Here is a 23311-nt window from a genome sequence, read left to right on the forward strand (position 1 = left end):
TCAATCCTCCGCCAGGCAGCCGGCCCAGTCGGTACAGCAGGCTCTACTGTTCAGCCTCTAGCACTCTGGAACGCCGGGGAGCTTCGGGTTCGGATCCTGGATGTAGATGTTGGTCATGTAGCCACCCTGGTCGCGCAGCTTGGCCCACCAGTTGTTCGTGGTGCCTTCGGCCGTGACCGGGTCGCCCTGGACCTGGCAGACGACGTACACCTGGGTCGGGCCGGGCAGCTCGGTGAGGATCGACGCGGACAGGCTCGGCGCCGAGCGGACCCGGACCCCGCTGCCGTAGGTGGTGAAGTTGTACTCCGGCGGGTTCGGGTCGCCGCCGTTCACCAGCTGCAGGTAGTACGTCCAGTTCCAGTTCGGACCCGGGTCGGTGTGGTCGTTGTTCGGCATCTCGCTGTGGCCCTTGATGTGGGCCCGGTCCTTCGGGATGCCGCGGCGGTCGGCGATGTTGCGGGTCAGCGCCGCCGACGACCGGTACATCGCGTCGGTGAACCAGGACGGCTGGTCGACGAAGCCCTCGTGCTCGATGCCGATCGTGTACGGGTTCTCGGTCCGGACGTGCCAGGCGGTGTCCTTCTCCGCGACCATCTGGGTGACCTGGCCGTCGCTGGAGCGGATCACGTAGTGCGCGCTCACCTGGGCCGACGGGTTCTTGAACCAGCTGATCGTGCCGGCGTACGAGCCCTGGGTCACGTGGATGACGATGGTGGAGATCGCCTGGGTCCGGCCGACCCGGTAGTTGCTGGTGCTGGCCGCGTTCCAGATCGCGCCGGGGTAGTCGACGGCCTGGACCGAGGACTTGGTCCGGGTCCCGAGCGGGGCGACCTTGGCGTAGCTGCCGAGCTGCGGGGTGACCTTCTTCGGCTCGGTGACCACGCCGGCGGTGCGGACACCTGTGCCGACGATCCGGTAGACCTCGTCGGTGTACAGCCGGGCGGTCGGGCCGTCGGCGGAGTGCGAGTACCTCGCGACCACGCCGTACCACTTGCCGAGGTCGGATCGATCGGTCAGGCCGGCCTGGTCGGCGTACGAGTCCAGGACGGCGGCGGCGCCGAGGATGTTCGACATGTTGTCTTTGGCAAGCTTCCCGACCGGCAGGCCGGTGAGTTCGGATGCCTCGGACATCGTTGTGTTCTGGTTGTTGCTGACCAGATGCATCACGCCGTAGCCGTTCGCCTGGCTCGGCCGGCCGTCGTGGCCGTCGAGATGCGACTCGGCGAATCCGACGCTGACGAGCACCTCACGCGGTACGTCGTACTTGGCGGCGGCGGTCTGGAAAGCGGACGAGAGGTCTGGCTGACCGGCGGATTGCGCCGGTTCGGCGGCGTTGCTCGGCAGGGCACTCACGGCGAGAGCGCCGGTGGCGGCAACGGCCAGGAGTGCGGACAGTCTGGGTACTCGGGCTGCCAAAGAAAGCTGGAGTTTCCCCATCGGGCGGTTCCTTCCCCTGATTCGGTCCGCCGAGGGGCGTCGGCGGTCCCAGGGGTCACGCTAGGCCAAAATCTTCCGCTAGATCCAGGGTTTGAGTGAGTTTTTTCCCGTCACCGCTTGAACACGACTGCCCCACGGAGTGCGATCAGCCGCGGGTGCGTCAGTACGGCGGGACTGACGCGCGGATCCTCGTCGTACACGACCAGATCGGCGGGATCACCGGGCTGGAGGTTGCTCGGGGCGCCCAACCACTCCCGGGCTCCCCACGACCCGGCGCTGAGCGCCTCCTCCCCCGACAGGCCGATCGTGGTCAGGGCCTGGATCTCCTGCGCCACCAGGCCGTGCCCGAGGACGCCGCCCGCGTCGGTCCCGGCGTACACCGGTACGCCGGCCTCGTAGGCGTCCCGGAGCCGCTCGAGGCGGCGGTCGTAGAGGTCGCGCATGTGGGCCGAGTAGACCGGGAACTTCGCGGCGGCCTGATCGGCGTACTGCGGGAAGTTCTCCAGCTGGATCAGCGTCGGGACCACCGCGACGCCGTGCTCGGCCATCCGGTCGAGCATGTCCGGCAGCAGGCCGGTGCCGTGCTCGATGCAGTCGATGCCGGCGGCAAGGAGATCCGGGAGGGCCTGCTCGCCGAAGACGTGGGCGGTGACCCGGGCGCCGAGCTCGTGGGCGCGGGCGATCGCCGCGTTCAGGGCCTCGGCGGGCCAGCAGGCGGTGAGGTCTCCGGCGTCGCGGTCGATCCAGTCGCCGACCAGCTTGACCCAGCCGTCACCCCGGCGCGCCTCCTGCTCGACGTACGCGACCAGTTCGTCCGGCTCGATCTCCCAGCCGTAGTTGCGGATGTACCGCTTCGAGCGGGCGATGTGGCGGCCGGCCCGGATGATCTTCGGCAGGTCCGCACGGTCGTCGATCCAGCGGGTGTCCGACGCCACGCCGGCGTCCCGGACCAGCAGGGCGCCGGCGTCCCGGTCGGTGATCGCCTGCCGCTCCTGGGTCTCCTCGTCGACGGCGCCGTGCTGGTCGAGGCCGATGTGGCAGTGCGCGTCGACCAGGCCGGGCAGGATCCAGCCGCCGGTGTGCACGGTGCTGACATCGGCAGCGGTGGGCCGGTCGACGACCAGCCCACCGCTGAGGTGGATCTCCTGCTGCTCACCGGCCGGCAACACCGTGCCGACGAGCCTGAGTACGCCGGGTTCGGTCATACCGCCGACCGTATCCGGCCTCGGCCCCGCAGGTCAGCCGCTGCCGGGGTGAGCCGTCCCTCACGTCCGCCGGCGCTCACCCTCGGCCATTGCTCACGTCCGCCGTTCCTCACGTCCGCCGGTGCTCGCCCTCGGCCATTGCTCACATCCGCCGTTCCTCACGTCCGCCGGTGCTCGCCTGGCCGTTGCTCTCATCCAGCCGTTGCTCGGGGTCCAGCCGTTGCTCGGGTCAGCCGTGGGAGCCGCCGCCGGGGGTGCAGGTGGGCGTCGGGTCGTCGCCGCCGGCGCACGGCGTACCGGACGGGGTGTTCGACGGGGTCTGGCTCGGCGTGTCCGTGGGAGTCGGCGTCGGGGTCGGGGTCGGCGTGGGACTCGGCGTCTTGGTGGGGGTCTTGGTCGGCGTCTTCGTCGGCGTCGGCCGGGTCGGCCGGTGCGTCGGGGTGTCGATCGGGTCCGGCTGCGTCACCTCGCCGACCGGCGTCGACGGCTGCACCGTCGGCGTCGGCGTCGCCGTGGCCTTCGTCGGCGTGGTGTCGTCCGGGATGTCCGGGACCTCGCGCGGGTCGACCTTGCGCTCGGCGTTGCCGGTCGACTTCGGCACCGACAGGCCGCCCTTCTCGTTCGGCACGAGCACCGCGTTCTTGCTGTAGACCCGCATCCACTTCAGCACGGTCGCGACGAAGTCCTTGGAGTGCTGGTAGCGCAACAGCGAGGCGACCAGGTCGCGCGGCTGCTTCAGGTCGTCGCCCTCGGAGCACAGCACCACGGCGACCGTGGTGACCGCGTCGTACACGTTGTTCGGGTTGCGGTAGCCGTCGCCGTTGCCGTCGGCCCCGAACTCGTCCCAGACCTGCGGGATGATCTGCATCGGCCCGACCGCCCGGTCCCAGGTCAGGTCACCGTCGTACTTGCCCTTGTCGGTGTCGGTGATCCGGCCGTTGCCGCCGCGGCCGTTCAGCACCGGGCCGAGGATCTTCCCCCGGGTGGTGCCGGCCACGTCGACCCGGCCCCCGCTGGCGTGGTCGGACTCGACCTTGCCGATCCCGGCCAGCAACGGCCAGGTCAGCCCGCAGTTCGGCCGGACGACCGCGAGGTTCGCGGTGGCCCGGCGGTAGGCGGGGAACACCCCGCGCGGGATGCCGTTCACGGCGTTCGGCCGGCCGGGGCGGACGACGGAGCGCCCGTCGGTCGCTCCCTGCACGGGCACGTCGGCGCGGGCGGGCTTGTCAGATCCGAGCCGGCCGTCCACCCCGGGACGCTGCGGCACGATCATCGTCAGTTCGTCGAACTCACCGCTGTTCAGCCCGGCTCCAGGCGAGGGGGCGACCGGGCTGTCCGCCGCGAGCGTTCCGGAGGCACCGGCTCCGCCCGAGGCGACTGTCACGATGGCCCCGACCAGGAGCGGGGCTGTGCACAGTGAAGCGATGATGATTTTGACCCGACGGTTACCACTACGGGTTAGGCGCATAGTCCCCTCAACGATCTATACGCCAGAAAGTTACATCAAGACGACGCAAAGTTACCTGACCCGCCAACACGCCTGACAACGGGCACCGGACAGGCGTGCAGGGCGCCGCGGAAGGGCGCGAACCGCAGGTAATCTGCCCGCTGACCCGCGGTTGAAACCCCGGGTTCAGCTGCCGCTCTGAGGCGCCTGGCTGGGCGTGGCCGCCGCCGTCCGGGTCGGCTCCGACTCCGGGCCGGTGGTGGTGCAGGGCGCCGGGGTCTCGGTCGGGGTGACCGTCGGCGTGGTCGTCGGGGTCTCCGTCGGAGCCGGCGTACAGGTCGGCGTCGGCGTGGGGGTGTCCGTCGGCGTGGGCGTCGGCGTCGGGGTGTCCGTCGGCGTGGGAGTCGGCGTCGGCGTCGGTGTGGGGGTCGGTGTGGGAGTCGGCTTCGGGGTCGGCGTCGGCGTGAACGGCGGCTTCGGCGTGGTGGTCGGCGGAGTCGCCTGCGTGTTCGTCGGCGTCGGCGTCGTCGGCTTCGTCGTACTCGGTGCCGTCGTCGGGGCGGTCGTGGGCACGGTGGTGGGCTGGACGGTCGGCGTCGGAGTCGGCGTGGGCGTCGACACACGGGTCGGGTTGTTCGTTTGGTCGACGTTGCCGTTGTCGTCCGGCGTGGTGATCTCGCCCTGCGTGTCCGGGATCGTCACCGTCTGCCGGCTGTACGACTGCATCCACCGCAGCACGGTCGACACGTAGTCCATCGAGTGGTTGTAGCGCAGCACCGCCTGCACCAGGCCCGCCGGGTCGGACAGGTTCGCACCGCCGGCGCACAGGTAGTCCCCGGCCGCCCGCGCCGCGTCGAACACGTTGTGCGGGTCCTTGACCCCGTCACCGTTGCCATCGGCGCCGAACGCCTTCCACGTGCCCGGGATGAACTGCATCGGCCCGACCGCGCGGTCCCAGCTCGTGTTGCCGTCGTACACACCCTGGTCGGTGTCCGCGATCGCGGCCATCCCCGGGCCGCCGTCCAGCACCGGACCGAGGATCTTGCCGCGGGTGTTCCCGTTCGGCTCGACCCGGCCGCCGCTCGCGTGCGCGGACTCGACCTTGCCGATGCCGGCCAGCAGTGGCCAGGTCAGATGACAGCCGGGCATCGCCAGCGCGAGATCGTTCGCGGCCTTCTGGTACGCCGCCAGCACCGTGCCCGGGATGCCCGAGGTGTCACCGGTGATGCCGGGGATCGGTTGCACCGTGCCGTCCGTCGTCCCCGTGACCGGCACCTGGATCGTCGACTTCTCCTGCGTCGGGAGGCTGCCGTCGACACCCGGTTGCTTCGGGACGGTGTTGGCCAGCTCGTCGAAGACCGCGTCCTGGCGCGGGGCGGCGAGCGCGTGCGCGTCGACGATGAACGTGTTCGACGTGACACCACCGACGACGAACACGGCGACCATGGCGGTAGGCGGAGCCAAGCAGGCACAGGTCGCGGAGAGCTTCCCCCGCCACGTGTCCAGGTTCTTGAACTGCTGCCTCATCCGAACCGTCCTCGGCGCATTCCGCAGTGTGTCTCTTCGGGCGTAGGCACGATCTTAGTCGTCACCGGGTCGTGGACAACCGGTAACGGTGCGCCACTTCATGCTGTGACCGGCTGCCCAACGAGGGTTCGGTCAGACGTCACCGAGAGTTCACACCCCCGGCTTTCACCGTACGCCGACGATGCCGGGGCCGGACCTGCCAAGCGCATGACAGTTCCGACACCTGACCGCCGTACGCCGGTCCGCTCGGGCCTCCCGTCGGAGGTTCGCCCGATCGGGCAGCGGCGTACCGCTGGCTACTTGTCGCCGCCCAGCATCTTCTTGAGGTCGTCGGGCAGCTCGAAGTCGCCGCCGGTCTGACCGCCGCCGAACGCGGCCGGCAGCTGACCCGGCTGCGGCACCTGCGGCTGGGGGTTGCCCTGGTTCGCCCGCTTGGCCGGGTTGCCCGAGCCGCGCTTCTTGCCCTTCTTCGCCTGCTGCTTCGCCTTCCGCGCACCGCCCGCGCCCGCACCGGGCATGCCCGGCATCCCGGGCATCCCCGGGATCCCCTTGCCGGAGGCCATCGCGGCCATCATCTTCCGCGCCTCGAAGAACCGCTCGACCAGACCGCTGACGGTGGCGACCTCGGTCCCCGAACCCTTCGCGATCCGGGCCCGGCGGGAGCCGTTGATGATGTTCGGGTCGTTCCGCTCGGCCGGCGTCATCGAGTGGATGACCGCCTCGATCCGGTCGATCTCACGCTCGTCGAAGTTCTCCAGCTGGTCCTTGAACTGGTTCGCGCCGGGCAGCATGCCGAAGATCTTGGTCAGCGGGCCCATCTTGCGGACCGACTGCATCTGGGCGAGGAAGTCGTCCAGCGTGAAGTCCTTGCCGCCGCGCTTCTGCAGCTTGGCCGCGGTCTTCGCGGCCTCCTCGGCGTCGAAGGAGCGCTCGGCCTGCTCGATCAGGCTCATCACGTCGCCCATGCCGAGGATGCGCGAGGCCATCCGGTCGGGGTGGAAGACGTCGAAGTCCTCGAGCTTCTCGCCGTTGCTGGCGAACATCACCTGGCGGCCGGTGACCTGCGCGATCGACAGCGCGGCACCACCACGGGCGTCACCGTCGAGCTTGGACAGCACGACGCCGTCGAAGCCGACCCCGTCGAGGAAGGCCTGGGCGGTGGTGACCGCGTCCTGACCGATCATCGCGTCGACCACGAACAGGATCTCGTCCGGGTTCACCGCGTCGCGGATGTCGGCGGCCTGCTTCATCAGCTCCTCGTCGACACCCAGCCGGCCGGCCGTGTCGACGATCACCACGCTGTGCTGCTTGGTCCGCGCCTCGTCCATCGCCTTCCGGGCGACCTCGACCGGGTCCCCGACGCCGTTGCCCGGCTCGGGCGCGAACACCGGTACGCCGGCGCGGTCGCCGACCACCTGGAGCTGGGTGACCGCGTTCGGCCGCTGGAGGTCCGCGGCGACCAGCATCGGCGTCTGGTGCTGGGTCTCCTTCAGCCACTTGGCCAGCTTCCCGGCCAGGGTGGTCTTACCGGCACCCTGCAGACCGGCGAGCATGATCACCGTCGGCGGGCGCTTCGCCATCCGCAGCTCGCGGGTCTCGCCACCGAGGATGTTGACCAGTTCCTCGTTGACGATCTTGATGACCTGCTGCGCCGGGTTCAGCCCGCCGCGCACCTCGGCGCCACTGGCCCGCTCGCGGACCGCCGCGATGAACTCCCGCACCACCGGCAACGCGACATCCGCCTCCAGCAACGCGATCCGGATCTCCCGGGTGGTCGCGTCGATGTCGGCATCGGTCAGCTTGCCCTTGCCGCGCAGATTCTTGAACGCGGTCGAGAGCCGATCGGAAAGCGTGTCGAACACGAGAAACAGTCCGTTTCCTCGAAGCAATGAACCCCCCGAGTCTACCGGCCCCCCAACCTGTGGATAACTCCCACGCCCCCACCCCCGAAATCGCTAGCGTTGGGCTCGTGCACGACCGGACCGAGGAGGAGCGCATGCCGTTCGACGTCGAGCGGTTCAACCTGGCGTACCTGCGAGCGCAGGACAAGATCAGGAACGAACCCGAGGCGGATGTATCCGCTGTCCAGGCCGGCCTGCGCGCGCTCGTACCGGCGGAGGCCTCCGAGCACGACCGGACCTGGACCATGGCTCTGATCGAGGAACTGGCCGATCCACCCGAGCCTGTCCGGGAATGGAGTTCGCTGTACTACGAGGCCGGCCGGATCAGCGCCGACGCCCACCGGGCCGATGGATCCCCGGCCGAGCAGATCGCGGTCCTCGAGGAAGCACGTCGGCAGATCTGGGCCATCGCCGACCGTGCCGCCAAGGACGAGGCGCCACACATCCGCGCGATGACGCGGACCCTCGAGCATCTCGAGGACGAACTGCGCGACCCCACCTGGCCAATCGACGACTCGACCGGCCACGGCAGCTGAACCATGAGTGGCGGAGAGAGGCTGGTACCCCGCGACTCCGCCACCTACTTGGAGTTCGCGCGGCTGTACCGACTGGCGCGAAGCCTTCGTCCGACCGGTGTCGATCGCTGGAACGGCGTCCTGTGCGCAAGTGATGCCGAATTGTCGTACGGCGGCTTCAGCCCGAAGACCGGCACGATGCGGTTGTCCGGCAGCGCCGTTCTGCCCTATCTGACCGGGGCCGCCATGCCCGAAGCACTGGCCGAGCAGGCACAGGCGCTGGCGACTGTCATCCATGAGACGACGCACGCGAGCATCGAGACCGATGACCCGGCCGAACCCAACGCGGTGCGGTCGGAGCACTCCCGCGGGCTGATGGAGGGAGTCGCCGAGCTCCGGGCCGTGGAGGACTTCCGGCTGTTCACTCGGCAGGCGGGGTACTTCGGTCTCTCGATGCCGCAACCGCAGTACGAAGGTGCCTACACGGCGACCGCCAGTTTGGTGCGCCAGGTCGCCGGTCCTCGTCGCGACCGGGTGTCGATCGTCAACGACCTCGCTCGAGGCCCGGCGGTGGCGCACTTCGACCGGCTGGCTCACGCCGTCGTCCAGAACCGCCTGTGGGAACTGGTCCCGCACCAGGACGATCACCAGCAAGCCGCCCGCGCCGCCCTCATCCCAACCCTGACCCACGAGTTGTGGCCGGGTCTGCACGACGAACGGGCCACCACCGGCCACTACGTCGCCGAACAAGTCCGCCAAGCCCTGAACGCGAAGGTCGACGAGATCCGGCGGCACTACCTGCGCACGCCGTTCCTGCCGTTCCCGGCGACTCCACCGCAGACCGCGTTCGCAACCGCTGCGCCAGGGTGCTCCTTCACGCCACAACAAGACGTGCCGGGCGAGCTCCGATTTCTGAGTGGCCTCGCACCGGCGAGCAAGGCGGTGGACCGCAAGCCGATGCTCGGCGACGGGGCACGCGGAGCGGGGATCGACCGGTCGGCCGCGCAGGTCAGCACGAAAGGCATGGTGCGCTAGGCATGTCGGTCCGGCTGCACGGATATGGTCTTGGCGACAGGAAGGCGGGGTGGCGCGATGGACGCGCAGGATGAGCGGTCCGCCGAGATGGACGAAGCTCTGCAGCTTCTCGACGAGGCCGACTTCGAGAGCGGGTCGGTCGAGGAACGAGTGGCCGCGTTGGCCGAGGCGCGGCGACGGATCTGGGAGATCGCGGATCGGGCCGGTGCGGACAGTTCGAGCATCCGGGGCCTGACCCGCGGGCTGGAGAAGACCGAGGAGACGCTGACCGAGGGCCTGCCATGGTCGGATCCTCCGGTCGCCGGCAAGACAGACGGCTGACCCCGTGGCAGACGAAGTCGATCCGGGCATGGTCCGGATCGATCCGTCGACACCTCTCTACCAAGAGGTCGCGCGCCTCTACCGGCTGGCGCACGAGCTTCACTCGGGCGGAAAGTCGCTGTGGAACGGCGAGCTCTACGCACGCAACGACGACAAGTGGGGCGGCCTCGGCCGGGACGGCGCTCTCCGGTTGAATCGGCGATTGGTCCTGGACCACTTGACCGGCGGGGATCTCGGCAACGACCCCGCCGTCCAGGGCCAGGCACTCGTCACAGTGCTCCACGAATCACTCCATGCGCGCGTCGACCTCGACGCCGTGCTCGAACCGAACGCCGTGCGCGATATGCAGAGCATCGGACTCGACGAAGGCCTGACCGAACTCGCCAGCATCGAGGCGTACGACGAATTCGCCCGCCGAGCTGGGTACGACGGCGTACCAAAGCCTGCACCGGAGTACGCCGGTGCAGTGCACGCAGCCGACGTCCTCCTGCGGCGCGCCACCTACTCCCCCGCAGAGCGCCAGGGTCTGCTGACCTCTGCGCTCAACCAGCCGGTGGTGATGCGTTGGGACACGATTGCGGATCACATCGTCCGCACCCAACTCGCCGATCTCGTGCCAGCCGATGCCACGCACCAGCAGGCCGCCCGTGCGCACCTTGTCAACCAGATGGCGATGCCGGAATGGAGCGTCGTACACAACCGCCCGCAGGCCGGTGAACTGACTGCCACGAAGACAATGGCAGGGCTGGAAGGGGCGATCGCCGACCTCCGGGTTCACTACACGCAGGAGCCCGGTGTGCCGTTTCCGGCGAAGGCACCCAACGCCACTGCGGCGATAGCAGCTCCGGACCAGGGAGAGGCGCAGCGGGCCGTGACCCGGCCCGATCGTTCGGAGCGGCTCGATATCGAGGCCGCGCAGCGGATTCTGTCCGCGTCGGCACCTGCGGCTGGAGCGGTCGGTTTTCGGCCGCAGCTGGGAGACGGTCGGGCATCGGTGAACCGGCGCGGGGGTGGGCCGGGCCTGGGCGTGGGTGACGGGCACGGTCGTTGACAGCAGCGGGATGGACCGCGAGGATCTAACCGGTAATCGACGAGGTATCGGTTAGGGAGGCGTGGTGGGGAAGGTGCGGGTGGTGGTGGATGGGCCTTCTAATTTGGGGTTGCGGGCTCCGGTGGAGGGGGCGGTGCCGGGGTGTTACAAGTTGGCGGGGGCGGTGCGGGATCTGGGGTTCTTGGCGCGGATCGGGGCTTCGGATGGCGGGTGTGTGACGCCGCCTCGGTATGACCGGGCGGGGTGGAAGCCGGGGGACGGGGTGTTCAACGCGGTGGGGATGGCGTCGTACTCGGTGAAGGTGGCGGATCGGGTGGGGCGGCTGGTGGACGAGGGGAAGTTCGTGGTGTTGCTGGGTGGGGAGTGCAGCAACCTGCTGGGGCCGGCCTTGGCGTTGAAGCGGCGGGGGCGGTACGGCGTCGTGTATCTCGACGGGCATTCGGACTTCCGGACCGTCGACAACTCGCCGTACGTCGGAGCCGCGGGCGGCGAGGCGCTCGCGCTGGTGACCGGGCGTGGACAGGCGGATCTCACCGACCTCGAGCAGCTCGGCCCCTACGTGAGGGACACGGATGCGGCGCTGCTCGGGATCCGGGACGACGACGAGTACGTCGGGGACGTCGAGGAGGCCGGGATCCCGGTGTGGCCGGCGCGCACGATCGCAACCGATCCGGCCCGGGCGGCGGCGCAAGTACTCGAGCACCTGAAAACGCTCGACGGATTCTGGGTGCACCTCGACGTCGACATCCTCGACGCCGAAGTGATGCCCGCGGTCGACAGCCCCGACCCCGGCGGCATCGACCACCCCCAGCTCCAGGCGTTGCTCCACCCCCTGCTGGCGGCGGAGAAGTGCGTCGGGATCGACATCGGCATCTACGACCCCGATCTCGATCCCGACGGTGTGTACGCGGCCGAGCTCACCGACACACTGGTGGCGTCACTCAACTGAACTCAGCTGGGATCCCAGACCAGCTCCTGGCCGTGAGGGCTGGCACTTCCGAGGACCCGGAGGTCGCCGCCCGGCCAGGTCTGGACATCGACGCGGAACTCCCAGCCGTCCGTCCCGCGACCGTGGGAGATCGTGTGGTGCGGCTCGAGGCGGAGATGGGCCAACGGGCTGGACTCGGTCGCCTGCGCACCGAGCTCGTTCAGCCGGTCCTCCACGGCTGCCCGGTCGGTTCGGCGCAGGTACTGCCACATGACCGAGTGCCACACGACGGTGACGTGCCCCTCTGACAGCTCCAGGCCGTGCAGGAACGAAACCGCGTCCTCCCGCCGGATGTCGGCCGGCACCTGCCGTGCGATCGCCAGCGCACCACGCAACCGCTCCAGCCGCTCTGGCATGTCCGGCCAGACGTACGACGTCAACGTGAGCGCACCCTCCGCCGACAACGGGTTCACCGGCGCGATGTCGCACCCGACCCGCTCCGCGATCCGCAGCTCCGCAGCCGGCACCGGCCCGGTCCACGCCGGGTCGAACACCACCGGGCTGTCCGGAGGTCCGTACGACGTTCCGTCGGCGACGTACCGGTACCGATCAGCTCGCAGGTTCAGCCCACCGCTCGCACCGATCTCGAACAGCCGCACCGGCAGCGGCACCGCATCGACCAGGTGCAAGAGACCGCCGTACAGCGAGGCGGCCCGGCCTACCTCGTTCGTCTGGGGCGGCTGGGTCAGCAGCGAGCGGATCTCGCCAGCCCGCGACTGCAGCACCTGCTCGAACGCCTCCCACCCGAGCACGGGGTCCCACGCTCCGCCGGCGCTCGGGTAGAACGCCGCCAGCTCCGGCGCCGAACCGGACAGCACCAGCCCGTGCACAGCAGCCAGCAGCCGCAGTGCGATCGCGTCAGCGAACGAACGATCCTCATAGCCGGCCAGCACTTCGACCGACGAGCCTCCGACCTCGTAGTCGTCCACGAGCAGCCGAAGCAGTTCGGCGTACATCGGGGACCCGAGGTCCTCGCAGGCGGTCGCTTGACGCTGGAAGGCTGCTACGACATCCACAGTGCCGAGACTAGAAGGTCAATCGATCCAGTACCGACTTTGCTGTCGTGCGCGCGTCCTCCTCCTCGAGCGGAGAGCCATGGCGGTCCGTGAGGTAGAAGACGTCCACACATTCGGCGCCCAGCGTGCTGACGTGTGCGGAGCGGATGTCAGCGCCGGTGGATGCGATGGCCGCAGTGACGTCGTAGAGCAGCCCCGGACGGTCGTGCGCGCGCACCTGCAGCACAGTCGCGGTCTCCGATGCTTCGGGCAACAGGTCCACCCGGCTGGCGACCCGCTGCTTGACAGCGGACGAGTCACGCGCGGCCAAGCGGCGTACGAGGTCGGTGTCATCTCGCAGTGCGACCGCGAGCCGGTCACGCAGCCGGACCGGGTCAGGCGGCGAGCCTGCCACCGTCCACTGCGAGATCCCCAGCCCCTCTACGGAGGTGATGACCGCAGACCGCACCGCGAGCCGCTCCACCGCCAGTACGGCGGCAACCGTCGACAGCGTGCCCACTTGGTCCGGTACGGCGACGTTCACCCGGAGATCACCGTGGTGGTCGGTCACCGTCAGGCCAAGGCGCCCGACTCCGACCACCTGATGCAACACGGGCACGGGGATGGGCGGAGCCTCTGTCCACATCCCCTCCCCTCCCCCGGACAGCTCGCCGCGCGCCCGCCGGCACAGCTCCCCGACCAGACGCATCCGCCACGGCGACGACGCCGCGGGACCCGCCGACCGCGCGTCGGCGTACGTGAGCGCCTCCAGGAGGTCCAGCGTCTCCGTGTCGCGGACGATGCCGACGACGAGGTCCACCGTCATCGGGTCATCGAGATCCCGGCGCGTCGCGACCTGGGCGAGCATGAGGTGCTGCCGGACCAGCAGCGCGATCGTGTCCGCATCCGCTTCGACGAACCCGAGACGCCGAGCCACTCTCCCGGCGATGACCGCACCGGTGACACTGTGGTCGCCGTCGACAGCCTTGCCCAGGTCATGCAGGAGTGCGGCGACGAGCAGCAGGTCAGGACGCCGTACGTCGCGCACCATCTTCGAAGCCTCGACACACGTCTCCAGCAGATGCCGGTCGACTGTGAAGCGGTGGACCGCCGACTGTGGCGGCCGGAACCGCACCGTGTCCCACTCGGGCAGGATCCGCGAGATGTAGCCGGCCTGGTCCAACGCCTCCCACACTTCGAGCAGTCCGTTGCCCGCACCCAGCAGAGCGCACAGCAACCGCCGCGCCTCCCCCTGCCAGGGCTCAGACAAGTCAGCAGCCGACGAAGCCAGCCGCCCACACACCGCGGGCGACAGAACGAGCTCGCGATCGGCCGCGACCGCAGCAGCCCGCAGACCCAGTACGGCGTCGCGCTCCGGCCGCGCATCCGGCATCAGCACGACCTCGCCCTCGTGCTGGCCGACTCCGTCGTCGAGTGCCAGCAGCAACGGTCCACCGGTCCGCTGCCGGCGCCTGGACCGCGGTGGCTTGGTCATCAGGCTCTCGACCCGCCGCCACGACACATCGCACACATGCGCGAGCGTGCGGCCGGTCGAGTACACGTGTCGCAGCAGCTCGTCCCGCCCGGACAGACCGAGCCCGGACGCGACCTCACCGGCCAGGTCGGCGACCAGTCTGTCGGTCGAGCGGCCCGCGACCGTGTGCAGCTCGTCCCGGATGTTCAGCAGGTCCAGTCGCGCCCGCTCCACCACCGGATGCGGTACGTCGATCAACCACGAGGCCACCAAAGCCCGCAGTACGACGGCATCCCGCAGACCGCCGTACGCCTCCTTGAGGTCGGGCTCGGCGAGGTGTGCGAGCTCACCGACCGTCGAAGCCCGGTCCCGGCAGGCTTCCGCCAACCCGGGCAGCCGGGAGCGCGCCGTACGTCGCCAGTCCGCCATCAGCACGGACCGCAGCTGCAGGGTGAGATGTGAGTCCCCCGCGACGTGCCGTGCGTCCAGCAGACCGAGTGCGACCCGGACGTCGTCGGCGGCCGCCTGCCGGGCCTCCGCGATGGTCCGGACACTGTGGTCCAGCTTGGTCCGCGAGTCCCACAGCGGATACCAGATCTGTGCGGCCAGCTCGTCCACCCGTGGGTACCCCTCGACGTGCACGAGCATCACGTCGAGATCGCTGTACGGCGACAGCTCCTCCCGGCCGTAGCCGCCGACCGCGACCAGCGCGACGCCCTCGGTGGGTACACCGAGGGCGTCACAGGCTTTGGAGAGGAGCAGGTACAGCAGCGCGTCGGCCTCCTCGGCCCGGGCGCGCCGCTGTGCTGCCCGATCGACCATCTAGAGCGCGTCTCCGTCCAGCTCGCCGGTGCGCACCCGCACGATCGTCTCCACCGGCGTGACCCAGACCTTGCCGTCACCGATCTTGCCGGTCTGCGCGGCCTTGACGATGACGTCCACCACGTCCGTGCTGTCGCCGTCCTCGACGACCACCTCGAGCCGGACCTTCGGGACCAGGTCCACCTCGTACTCGGCGCCGCGGTAGACCTCGGTGTGGCCCTTCTGCCGGCCGTAGCCGCTCGCCTCGGTGACCGTCATCCCGGTGACGCCGAACGTCTCCAGGGCGGCCCGGACGTCCTCCAGCTTGTGCGGCTTGACCACCGCGGTGATCAGCTTCATGCGTTCGCACCTTCCTTCTCGGACGTCTCGGTGGTCCCATTCTCGGTCTCAGCGGTACTCGGCCTGGCCAGCGGGGTGTGCCCACGCAAACCCGAGGCGCCCAGGAAGTCGTACGCCGTCTCCGCGTGCTCGACCTGGTCGACACCGGTGACCTCGTCGTCCTCCTTGACCCGGAAGCCGATCGTCTTGTCGATCACCTTGCCCAGGATGAACGCCACCGTGAAGGAGTACACGGCGACCACCAGGTTGGCCAGCGCCTGCTTGCCCAGCTGCGAGACACCGCCGCCGTAGAACAGGCCGTTGACCGCCGACGGGGCTGCCGCCGTCCCGAGGAAGCCGATCGCCAGCGAGCCGAACAGACCGCCGACCAGGTGCACGCCGACCACGTCGAGGGAGTCGTCGAAGCCGAGCTTGTACTTCAGCGACACCGCGAAGGCGCAGATCGCACCGGCGAACAGGCCGAGGATGATCGCACCGACCGGGGTGACCGCGCCACAGGACGGGGTGATCGCGACCAGACCGGCGATCGCGCCGGACGCCATGCCGAGCGTGGTGGCCTTGCCGTGCCGGATCCGCTCGACGATCAGCCAGCCGATCACCGCGGCGGCGGTGGCGACCTGGGTGTTCACGAAGGTGACCGCGGCGGTGGTGCCGGCGCTCAGCGCGGAGCCCGCGTTGAACCCGAACCAGCCGAACCACAGCAGACCGGCGCCGAGGATGACCAGCGGCAGGCTGTGCGGCCGCATCGGGTCCTTCCGCCAGCCGATCCGCTTGCCGAGCACGATCGCCAGCGCGAGCGCCGCGGCACCGGCGTTCACGTGCACCGCCGTACCGCCGGCGAAGTCGACCGCCCCCAGTTTGTCGCCGATCCAGCCGCCGTTGCCGTCATCCAGGAACCAGACCGAGTGCGCGACCGGGAAGTACACCAGGCACGTCCAGCCGACGACGAACGCGATCCAGCCGCGGAAGCTGGCGCGGTCGGCGATCGCACCCGAGATCAGCGCCGGCGTGATGATCGCGAACATCAGCTGGAAGGCGACGAAAGCGAGCGTCGGAAGCGTCCCACTGACCGCGTCCGGCGAGATCAGGCCCTTCAGGCCGACCTCGGAGAAGTTACCGATCACGTGCCCGGTGTCACCGGTGAACGTGAGCGAGAAACCGACCAGTACCCACAAAATGGTGACGACGGCGATGGTGATGAAACTCATCATCATCATGTTCAGCACGCTCTTCATGCGCACCATGCCGCCGTAGAAGAAAGCCAGGCCTGGTGTCATCAGCATCACCAGGGCGGCACTGGCCAAGACCCAGGCGGTATCGCCGGCGTTGATCTCCATCAACGTCATCCCTTCCATCGATCCAGGGGGTGGCCGGCGTCCTCAGTCGGGAGAACTCCACAACGCCGGGGAGCCCGCACTCGGCCACACCGCAAACGGTGTCGGCGCGCCGTTTCAGCCGATCGGTCCGTTTGTTTCAGGCATGTGACAAAGCGGGCTCCCAGGTGACATCGAGGTGACATCGCCCCGGTCGGGCACGCCAGGGCACGGTCCGGACACGGTCAGGGCGCATCCGGCCAAGGTGTGGCACTCTGGCCTGGACCACACGGGGAAGCAGCCGCGCCACTGCACCCGTCCGAGACTGGGACGAGAAATGGAGACCAATCAGACTGTGAGGCCGCGCCGGGGGAGACCACGAGACCCCGACGCAGAACCGCGGATCCGTCAGTACGCCGTACAACTGCTGCTGGAGCGCGGGTTCGACGGGATGACGGTGGACGACGTCGCCGAGGCCGCGGGAGTCGGCAAAGCGACGATCTACCGCCGTTGGGCGAGCAAGGAACAACTCGCCAACGACGCGATGGCACAGCTGTTCGACCTGGAGATCCCCGATGCCGACACCGGATCGATCGCCGAGGACCTGCGCCACGTGTACCGCTACGCGCTGGACTTCGTGAACAGCGAGAGAGGGCTGGCACTGATCCGTCTGGCCGTGTCCGAGGCGAACCGGGACCCCCGGTCCGCCGCGATCTACCGCACCTTCCTGGAGCGCCGGATCGCGCTCACCAGGAACGCCCTCGAGCGCGCCGTCGCCCGGGGCGAACCGATCCGGAGTACGGCGGACCCGGTCCTGATGGTCGAGTGGCTCGCCGGAGTGTTCATCATCCGCGCGCTGACCGGCCAGCCGATGCCGGTGCCGGAGGAGGCGGACCGCCTGGTCGAGGTGACCCTGCGGTGCATCATGAAGGACGGTTCAGCTCCGGATGCCTGGTCCGACAGCCAGACCGTCCACAGCGAGTTCGGTGACTCGCCGCACCCTGCCTGAGGACAGGTCCCAGGCCAAGACCCAGCCTCGGACCTGCAGCAGCGGGGTGTCGTCGTCGTACCAGCCCAGCACCGAGCAGCAGCCCGGCTCCCGGACAGTGACCCGGTCGAACGGACTGACTTGGGTCGACTGTGGAGCGAGGACGCCGGGCTCGCCCAGCACCAGCAGGCGGCTGGGCGTCGTGGGCGCGGTGGAGATCGCCGCCACGACCTGTGGCTGAGAGACCCTCGTCGGCACTTGGGGAAGGTCGTCGGAGATGAAGAGCCGGGCAGCCATGCTCTCCGATGAGAAGGTCTGGCCCACCCATCGCCGGACCGGCAGCGCGAGCACACCGTCCTCCATCCACTGCCCGCTGGTCAGGTAGCGCATCACCCGCCCGGCCTCCAGCCGGAAGGGCGCGGTGATCGCATCGGGGTCGCCGTCGCCGCTGATCTTCACCAGCGGTCCCTCGCCGAAGCCGCCTTCCCCCACGAGCACGCGGTAGGCCACACCGGGTCCACTGACGAGAACACGCTGGGCATCGTCCAGCCACGACACACTCCGGAGGTCTTCGCTGGGTACGTCGTAGTGCGTGACCTCGGCCGTCGACGCGTCGACGGTCACCAGCTCGCCCGGCTGCGGGAACGCCGCCAGCCGGCCGTCGGGAGACACGGCTCCAGGACTCAGCGGGGCGCCGGTCGCGATCCCGACCAGTCCCACGTCCGCCGCCGACCACTTGGAATCGGAACCGAGCAGGAGCGGCTGGTAGCTGCCGCTGCGCCTGGCCAGCACGACAGCCGCGATCTGCTCGATCGGCTGGTCGGAGAGCGAGCGCACCTTGTCCGGCAACTGCAGGCGATCGCCGAGCGGGGTCTCGAGCCGGTCGAGGAAGCGCTCGCTGCCGGACGGCGGTGCCGTCCAGTAGTCGATCCCGGCGATCTGTCCCTCCGGTACGAGGTTGTCGGCCTCGCTGGGCGGAGTGGTCGGCGGGACGAAGTCGGCGTTGTCGCCGGAGCCGGCTCCGACTCCGATCGCGGCGATGATCGCGATGAGGACCACGACGAGCAGGCCGACCAGGACACTGCGGCGCCGCCGTTTCCGGGTGGCGATTCCCTCGTCCCAGGCCGCGTCGGCCAGGTCCGGCTCGGGGAGCCGGTCGGCCGCCCGCTGGAGCAGCGGCCCGACGTCCTCCCGCCTCACCGTGAGTCTCCGGTGCCGGCGTCCCGCCAGTCCCCCACGCCGAGCGCGGACCGGAACCGGCTGAAGGCGGTCATCCCGTGCCCGTGCACCGCCTGGTGCGACAGGCTCAGGATGTCGGCCACCTCGAATTCGGTGAGCTCCTCCAGATGCAGCAGCACGAACACCGTGCGCTGGGCGGGGGTCAGCTCACCGAGCGCGAGCTTCACCGGGTCGTCCTCGTCCGGGAACGCCTTCGCCCGGTTCCATGGCTTCAGCACGGGCTGGTAGAGCGCCCGCTGGACGAAAGCGTCCGGATCGTCCACCTTCGTCCAGCGCAGTGACAGCCGGGTGAAGGCGCGCAACAGCGCCTCCTCGGCTCGCTCGAGGTCGCCGTACACGAGGTACGCCGTCCGGAGCCATCTGCCCTGCCGCGCATCGACATACGAGGCGAAGTCCGGGTCGACCGTGTCGCGCATCCACCCTCCCGCCTCTATTCAACTCCTCAACTACTCCGCGCTGCTACCGCCAATCGCGTCTCTTCGGTGATCAGGTCGAAGTTGATACCGGCGCCCGTCATCAGCCCGGCGGCCGCGGACGACATCACCTGGGCCATCGGATCGGTAACATTGCCGGCCGCGAAGACACCCGGCACCTCGGTCGCGCCCCGCGCGTCGACCGGGACAACAGTGCCGATCACGATGCCGTTGGCCTCCCGGACGACCGTCTCCAGACCCAGCTCGGCCAGGAAGCCGGCCCGGGCGCGCATGGTCGTCTGGACTGCCAGCGCCTGCCTCGGGATGACCTTGCCGCCTTCGAGCCGGACTCCGGTGAGCTTGTCGTTCTCCACCTCGATCTGCTCGACCTTTCCTTGGACCACGGAGATTCCGCGCGCAGCCAGCTCCTCCCACTGCTCATCGGTCAGCTCCGGCGCGGTGTGCAGGAACAGCGTGACGTCGTCACTCAGCTGCCGGAACAGCTGCACCTGATGCAGTCCCATCGGACTGGTCGCCAGTACGCCGATCGCCTGGTCCCGCACCTCCCAGCCGTGGCAGTACGGGCAGTGCAACACGTCCTTCCCCCACCGCTCGGCCAGTCCGGGTACGTCGGGCAGCACGTCGGCCAGCCCGGTCGTCACGAGCAGCCGCCGGCCCTGGTACGCCGTACCGTCCGCGAGCCCGACCGTGAAGCCGTCGGAGTCACGCCGGGCCGTGGTCACGGTGCCAGTGACGATCTCACCGCCGTACCCGGCGACCTCCTGGCGGCCGAGCGCGTACAGCTCGCCCGGTGGCACACCGTCGCGGGACAGGTAGTTGTGGACGCCCTCCGCGGGCGCATTGCGCGGCGTGGCGTCGTCCACCACCAGCACCGAGCGGCGCGACCGGGCCAGCGCCACCGCACCACTCAGCCCGGCGGCGCCTCCACCGACCACGATCACGTCGTACTTCGTCATCTCCGGCTCCTCTCTGTTGCTTCGAGGATTCGTCATGATTCTCGTTTTCGACAAACCTGTTTGCCACAATGGCAACATGGACTCTTTCGACGACGTACTCGAAGCGGTCGGGCCGCGGTTGCGCACGCTGCGGGTCGAGCGCGGGACGACGCTGGCCCAGCTGTCCGAGTCGACCGGTATCTCGGTGAGCACGCTGTCGCGGCTGGAGTCGGGTCAGCGCCGGCCGACGCTCGAGCTCTTGCTGCCGCTGGCCCGAGCGCATCAGGTGCAGCTGGACGAGCTGGTGGACGCCCCGCCGACCGGCGACCCGCGGATCTACGCGAAGCCGATCAGGCACCACGGCACCGTGCACATCCCGCTGACCAGGCGTCCGGGCGGGTTGCAGGCGTTCAAGCAGATCCTCCCGGAGGGGTACCCCGGCCGCGACGTGGAGCAGAAGACGCACGAGGGGTACGACTGGATCTATGTGCTGTCCGGACAGGTCCGGCTGAAGCTCGGCGACCAGGACTTCATCCTGAAGGAGGGCGAGGTGGCCGAGTTCGACACCCGGGTGCCGCACTGGTTCGGGAACCCCGGGCCGGGAGCGACCGAGGTGCTGTGCCTGTACGGGCCGCAGGGTGAACGCATGCACGTCCGGGCGCGCACCCGGTAGCCAGTAGGCTGCGGCCGTCTGTCAGGCGGTCCGTGTGACTGAGGAGGAACCGGTAGTGAGCATCGCGTTGTTCACCTTGGGCGGCACCATCGCCATGGCGGGTGGCCACCGGCTGACCGGCGAGGACCTCGCCGCCGCTGTGCCCGGGCTCTCCGAGCTGGGCCGGCCGGTCGAGATCCAGGACATCGAAGCAGTGCCCAGCTCCAACCTGACCGCCGCGAAGATGCTGGAGGTCGTCGACGCCGCCTCGAAGGCGGTGGCCGCCGGTGCGGCCGGCGTAGCGGTCACTCAAGGCACCGACACCCTGGAAGAGACTGCGTTCCTGGTCGATCAGGTCTGGCCGCACCCGCAGCCGTTCGTGCTCACCGGTGCGATGCGCAACCCCACACTGGCCGGTCCTGACGGCCCGGCGAACCTCCTGGCGGCCCTGCGCGTCGCCTGCTCCCCCGCGGCCCGCGATCTCGGCGCACTGGTCGTCTTCAAGGACGAGATCCACGCGGCCCGCTGGGTGCGCAAGACGCACAGCACGAGTACGGCGACTTTCGTGTCACCCAACACCGGCCCGATCGGTCACGTGGTCGAAGACCGGGTTCGCGTCCTGACGCGGCCGATGCGGCTTGACGGCGTCCAGGGAAGTGCTGAGCCGGCAGAGCTCGATGCGACGCGGGTGGCGCTCTACACCGTCACCATGGACGACGACGGCCTGTTGTTGCAGGGTTTGGCGGACACTCACCAGGGTCTGGTGGTGGCAGGCTTCGGAGTCGGGCATGTGCCGGCCGCACTGGCGCCGGTGCTGGGAGAGCTGGCCGCGAAGATGCCGGTGGTCCTGACCTCGCGGACCGGCGCCGGGTCGATCGTACGGAACACCTATCGGTCGGTGGGGTCGGAGTCGGACCTGCTGCAGCGCGGTCTGATCGACGGTGGATTTCTTGACCCGTACAAGGCCAGGGTGCTGCTTCGGTTGCTCTTGGCAACGGACGACGACATCACCGCGGCGTTCGCCCAGTACCACTGATCACTGCGCGGCTGCCTTCCGGAAGAGGTAGTCGCGCTCCGGCAGGCTCGTCGTCCGCCGGGCCGCTTCGCGGAAGTGGTGGGCCGCGGCCTCGTTGTCGCCGAGCATCTCGTAGAGGTGCCCGCGGGTGGCGTCCAGCCGGTAGTGGCCCGCCAGCTCCTCGTCGAGTGGTTCGAGGAGCTTCAGTCCGGCGTCCGGGCCTTCCACCATGGCGGCGGCGATGGCGCGGTTGAGCTTGACCATCGGGTTGCCGGACAGGTCCTCGAGCAGTCCGTAGAGTGCGAGGATCTGCGGCCAGTCGGTGTCCTCCGCCCGGTCCACCTCGTCGTACAGTGCGGCGATCGCGGCCTGGAGCTGGTACTCACCGAGTGGCGGCGTACTGAACGCTTCGACCGCGAGCGCGACGCCTTCGGTGATGTAGTCCTTGTTCCACAGCGTGCGGTCCTGCTCCGCGAGCGGGATGAGCTCCCCGGCGCTGCCGGTGCGTGCGAGCCGGCGGGCGTCGTTGAGCAGCATCAGTGCGAGCAGACCGGTCACTTGACCGTCTTCCGGCAGGAGTGCGTGCACAGAACGCGTCAGACGAATCGCTTCACTCGACAGGTCGCTGCGGTGCAGCTCCGGGCCGCTGGTGCTGACGTAGCCCTCGTTGAACATCAGATAGAGCACGTGGAGCACGTTGCGCAGCCGTTCCTCGCTCGCGTCGAGCTCGAAGACCGCACCCTTGAGTTTCTGCTTGGCCCGGCTGATCCGCTGCGCCATCGTTGCCTCAGGCACCAGGTACGCCGTGGCGATCTCGGCGGTGGTCAGTCCACCGACCGCGCGCAGCGTCAGCGCGATCGCCGACGCCGGGGTGAGCACCGGGTGGCACGACATGAACAGCAGTTGCAGCGTGTCGTCGCGTTCCTCGACGTCCTCCGGTGGCAGGTCCCGCAGCGCCGCGCGTTCCTCGCGCCGCCGCCGGGCCTGCTCCTGCCGGACCTCGTCGATCAGCCGCCGCGACGCCGCCTGGATGAGCCAGGCCTTCGGGTTGTCCGGCGTACCGTTCCGCGGCCACGTCGTCGCCGCGGCCAGCAACGCTTCCTGGACGGCGTCCTCCGCGGCCGAGAAGTCTCCGGACCAGCGGACGACGGCACCGAGGACCCGCGGCGTCAGTTCCCGCAGCAGGTCCTCGAGTGCCCGGTCGTGAGCACCGTCAGAAGTCGTGGAGGTCGCCATCCGAATCCATGACCCGGCGGACCTCGATCGGCTGCTCGAGCGGGACACCACCGGGGCCGGGGGCGGCGGACTGCTCCGCCGCGATCTCCAGCGCCCGCTCCTCCGACTCGACGTCGACCATCGTGTAGCCGGCCAGGACTTCCTTGGACTCCGCGTACGGGCCGTCGGTCAGGACCGGCGCGCTCACACCGGTCGCGCGCACCACCTTGGCGTGCTTGGGCCAGGTCAGCGCGTTCACCTCGACCAGCTCGCCACTCTGCCGCAGCCGCTCGATGGAGTCCCCGAGGTGCTGCATGTGGGCCTTCATGTCGGCCTCGTCCCACTCCAGCATCGGGATGTCGCAGTTACCGCCGTCCATGGTCATCAGCAGCATGAACTTGGTCATCTCATGTCCTCCTCATAGGCCTGTACCCAGGAGACGGAGCCGCCGTCGCGTTCTCGA

The 23311-nt window shown here is 69.4% G+C and carries 22 protein-coding genes; 8 read left to right on the forward strand and 14 right to left on the reverse strand.

Going from position 1 to position 23311, the window contains the following annotated elements:
* Nucleotides 1-57: 57 nt before the first annotated feature.
* From ACZ6O0_RS26980 to ffh, 5 genes are all read right to left on the reverse strand, one after another.
* Nucleotides 58-1437: an N-acetylmuramoyl-L-alanine amidase gene (locus ACZ6O0_RS26980; protein ID WP_465767775.1), complete on the reverse strand. Its 1380-nt coding sequence runs from the start codon at nucleotides 1435-1437 to the stop codon at nucleotides 58-60.
* Nucleotides 1438-1547: 110 nt separating this feature from the next.
* A complete protein-coding gene (locus ACZ6O0_RS26985) occupies nucleotides 1548-2642 on the reverse strand; it encodes an amidohydrolase family protein (protein ID WP_465767776.1) in 1095 nt (364 codons plus the stop codon).
* 229 nt (nucleotides 2643-2871) lie between these two features.
* A complete protein-coding gene (locus ACZ6O0_RS26990) occupies nucleotides 2872-4026 on the reverse strand; it encodes a lytic transglycosylase domain-containing protein (protein WP_465767777.1) in 1155 nt (384 codons plus the stop codon).
* A 249-nt stretch (nucleotides 4027-4275) separates the two neighbouring features.
* Nucleotides 4276-5616 carry a lytic transglycosylase domain-containing protein gene (locus ACZ6O0_RS26995; protein ID WP_465767778.1) on the reverse strand — a complete coding sequence of 447 codons (1341 nt, stop codon included), beginning with the start codon at nucleotides 5614-5616 and terminating at the stop codon, nucleotides 4276-4278.
* A gap of 296 nt (nucleotides 5617-5912) precedes the next feature.
* Nucleotides 5913-7478, reverse strand: a complete 1566-nt coding sequence (gene ffh, locus ACZ6O0_RS27000; protein ID WP_465767779.1) for a signal recognition particle protein — start codon at nucleotides 7476-7478, stop codon at nucleotides 5913-5915.
* A gap of 107 nt (nucleotides 7479-7585) precedes the next feature.
* On the opposite strand from ffh, the gene ACZ6O0_RS27005 reads away from it, so the two are divergent.
* From ACZ6O0_RS27005 to ACZ6O0_RS27025, 5 genes are all read left to right on the forward strand, one after another.
* The gene (locus ACZ6O0_RS27005) at nucleotides 7586-8053 is read left to right on the forward strand and encodes a hypothetical protein (protein WP_465767780.1); all 468 of its coding nucleotides are present in this window, start codon (nucleotides 7586-7588) and stop codon (nucleotides 8051-8053) included.
* 3 nt (nucleotides 8054-8056) lie between these two features.
* Nucleotides 8057-9067: a hypothetical protein gene (locus ACZ6O0_RS27010; protein WP_465767781.1), complete on the forward strand. Its 1011-nt coding sequence runs from the start codon at nucleotides 8057-8059 to the stop codon at nucleotides 9065-9067.
* Nucleotides 9068-9124: 57 nt separating this feature from the next.
* Nucleotides 9125-9388: a hypothetical protein gene (locus tag ACZ6O0_RS27015; RefSeq protein WP_465767782.1), complete on the forward strand. Its 264-nt coding sequence runs from the start codon at nucleotides 9125-9127 to the stop codon at nucleotides 9386-9388.
* A 4-nt stretch (nucleotides 9389-9392) separates the two neighbouring features.
* On the forward strand, nucleotides 9393-10439 hold the full coding sequence (locus tag ACZ6O0_RS27020; RefSeq protein ID WP_465767783.1) for a hypothetical protein: 1047 nt from the start codon (nucleotides 9393-9395) through the stop codon (nucleotides 10437-10439).
* A gap of 214 nt (nucleotides 10440-10653) precedes the next feature.
* Nucleotides 10654-11388, forward strand: a complete 735-nt coding sequence (locus tag ACZ6O0_RS27025) for an arginase family protein (protein WP_465767784.1) — start codon at nucleotides 10654-10656, stop codon at nucleotides 11386-11388.
* 2 nt (nucleotides 11389-11390) lie between these two features.
* Here ACZ6O0_RS27025 and ACZ6O0_RS27030 read toward each other — a convergent pair whose 3' ends face one another.
* From ACZ6O0_RS27030 to ACZ6O0_RS27045, 4 genes are read right to left on the reverse strand one after another with little or no spacing between them, the layout of a single operon-like run.
* The gene (locus ACZ6O0_RS27030) at nucleotides 11391-12443 is read right to left on the reverse strand and encodes a DUF2332 domain-containing protein (RefSeq protein ID WP_465767785.1); all 1053 of its coding nucleotides are present in this window, start codon (nucleotides 12441-12443) and stop codon (nucleotides 11391-11393) included.
* A 10-nt stretch (nucleotides 12444-12453) separates the two neighbouring features.
* Nucleotides 12454-14718 (reverse strand): [protein-PII] uridylyltransferase, encoded by a 2265-nt coding sequence (locus tag ACZ6O0_RS27035; protein WP_465767786.1) that lies wholly within the window; start codon nucleotides 14716-14718, stop codon nucleotides 12454-12456.
* On the reverse strand, nucleotides 14719-15057 hold the full coding sequence (locus ACZ6O0_RS27040) for a P-II family nitrogen regulator (protein WP_360365058.1): 339 nt from the start codon (nucleotides 15055-15057) through the stop codon (nucleotides 14719-14721).
* A complete protein-coding gene (locus tag ACZ6O0_RS27045) occupies nucleotides 15054-16403 on the reverse strand; it encodes an ammonium transporter (protein ID WP_465767787.1) in 1350 nt (449 codons plus the stop codon). The genes ACZ6O0_RS27040 and ACZ6O0_RS27045 overlap by 4 nt, the downstream gene beginning before the upstream one ends.
* Nucleotides 16404-16707: 304 nt before the next feature.
* Here ACZ6O0_RS27045 and ACZ6O0_RS27050 point away from each other — a divergent pair, with 304 nt between their 5' ends.
* On the forward strand, nucleotides 16708-17379 hold the full coding sequence (locus ACZ6O0_RS27050) for a TetR/AcrR family transcriptional regulator (protein WP_465767788.1): 672 nt from the start codon (nucleotides 16708-16710) through the stop codon (nucleotides 17377-17379).
* On the opposite strand, the gene ACZ6O0_RS27055 is transcribed toward ACZ6O0_RS27050, so the two are convergent.
* Genes ACZ6O0_RS27055 through ACZ6O0_RS27065 form a run of 3 tightly spaced genes read right to left on the reverse strand, consistent with a single transcriptional unit; the run spans nucleotide 17308 to nucleotide 19987 of the window.
* Nucleotides 17308-18558, reverse strand: a complete 1251-nt coding sequence (locus ACZ6O0_RS27055; RefSeq protein WP_465767789.1) for a hypothetical protein — start codon at nucleotides 18556-18558, stop codon at nucleotides 17308-17310. The two genes, ACZ6O0_RS27050 and ACZ6O0_RS27055, sit on opposite strands and share 72 nt — an antisense overlap.
* Nucleotides 18555-19013, reverse strand: a complete 459-nt coding sequence (locus ACZ6O0_RS27060) for an RNA polymerase sigma factor (protein ID WP_465767790.1) — start codon at nucleotides 19011-19013, stop codon at nucleotides 18555-18557. Before ACZ6O0_RS27060 ends, ACZ6O0_RS27055 begins: the two co-directional genes overlap by 4 nt.
* A gap of 26 nt (nucleotides 19014-19039) precedes the next feature.
* Complete coding sequence (locus tag ACZ6O0_RS27065) at nucleotides 19040-19987, reverse strand: NAD(P)/FAD-dependent oxidoreductase (protein WP_465767791.1); 948 nt, start codon at nucleotides 19985-19987, stop codon at nucleotides 19040-19042.
* A 76-nt stretch (nucleotides 19988-20063) separates the two neighbouring features.
* On the opposite strand from ACZ6O0_RS27065, the gene ACZ6O0_RS27070 reads away from it, so the two are divergent.
* Together ACZ6O0_RS27070 and ACZ6O0_RS27075 are read left to right on the forward strand one after the other, a co-directional pair.
* Nucleotides 20064-20639: a helix-turn-helix domain-containing protein gene (locus ACZ6O0_RS27070; protein ID WP_465767792.1), complete on the forward strand. Its 576-nt coding sequence runs from the start codon at nucleotides 20064-20066 to the stop codon at nucleotides 20637-20639.
* Between the two features lie 55 nt (nucleotides 20640-20694).
* The gene (locus ACZ6O0_RS27075; RefSeq protein WP_465767793.1) at nucleotides 20695-21654 is read left to right on the forward strand and encodes an asparaginase; all 960 of its coding nucleotides are present in this window, start codon (nucleotides 20695-20697) and stop codon (nucleotides 21652-21654) included.
* Here the strand turns inward: ACZ6O0_RS27075 and ACZ6O0_RS27080 are convergent, their stop codons facing one another.
* Both ACZ6O0_RS27080 and ACZ6O0_RS27085 read right to left on the reverse strand, forming a co-directional pair.
* Entirely contained in the window at nucleotides 21655-22869 is a 1215-nt protein-coding gene (locus ACZ6O0_RS27080) for an RNA polymerase sigma factor (protein WP_465767794.1), read from the reverse strand. It lies immediately after the preceding gene.
* Nucleotides 22847-23254: a YciI family protein gene (locus tag ACZ6O0_RS27085; RefSeq protein ID WP_465767795.1), complete on the reverse strand. Its 408-nt coding sequence runs from the start codon at nucleotides 23252-23254 to the stop codon at nucleotides 22847-22849. The genes ACZ6O0_RS27080 and ACZ6O0_RS27085 overlap by 23 nt, the downstream gene beginning before the upstream one ends.
* Nucleotides 23255-23311 lie beyond the last annotated feature (57 nt).

It is taken from the genome of Kribbella sp. NPDC048837 (genome assembly GCF_055586945.1).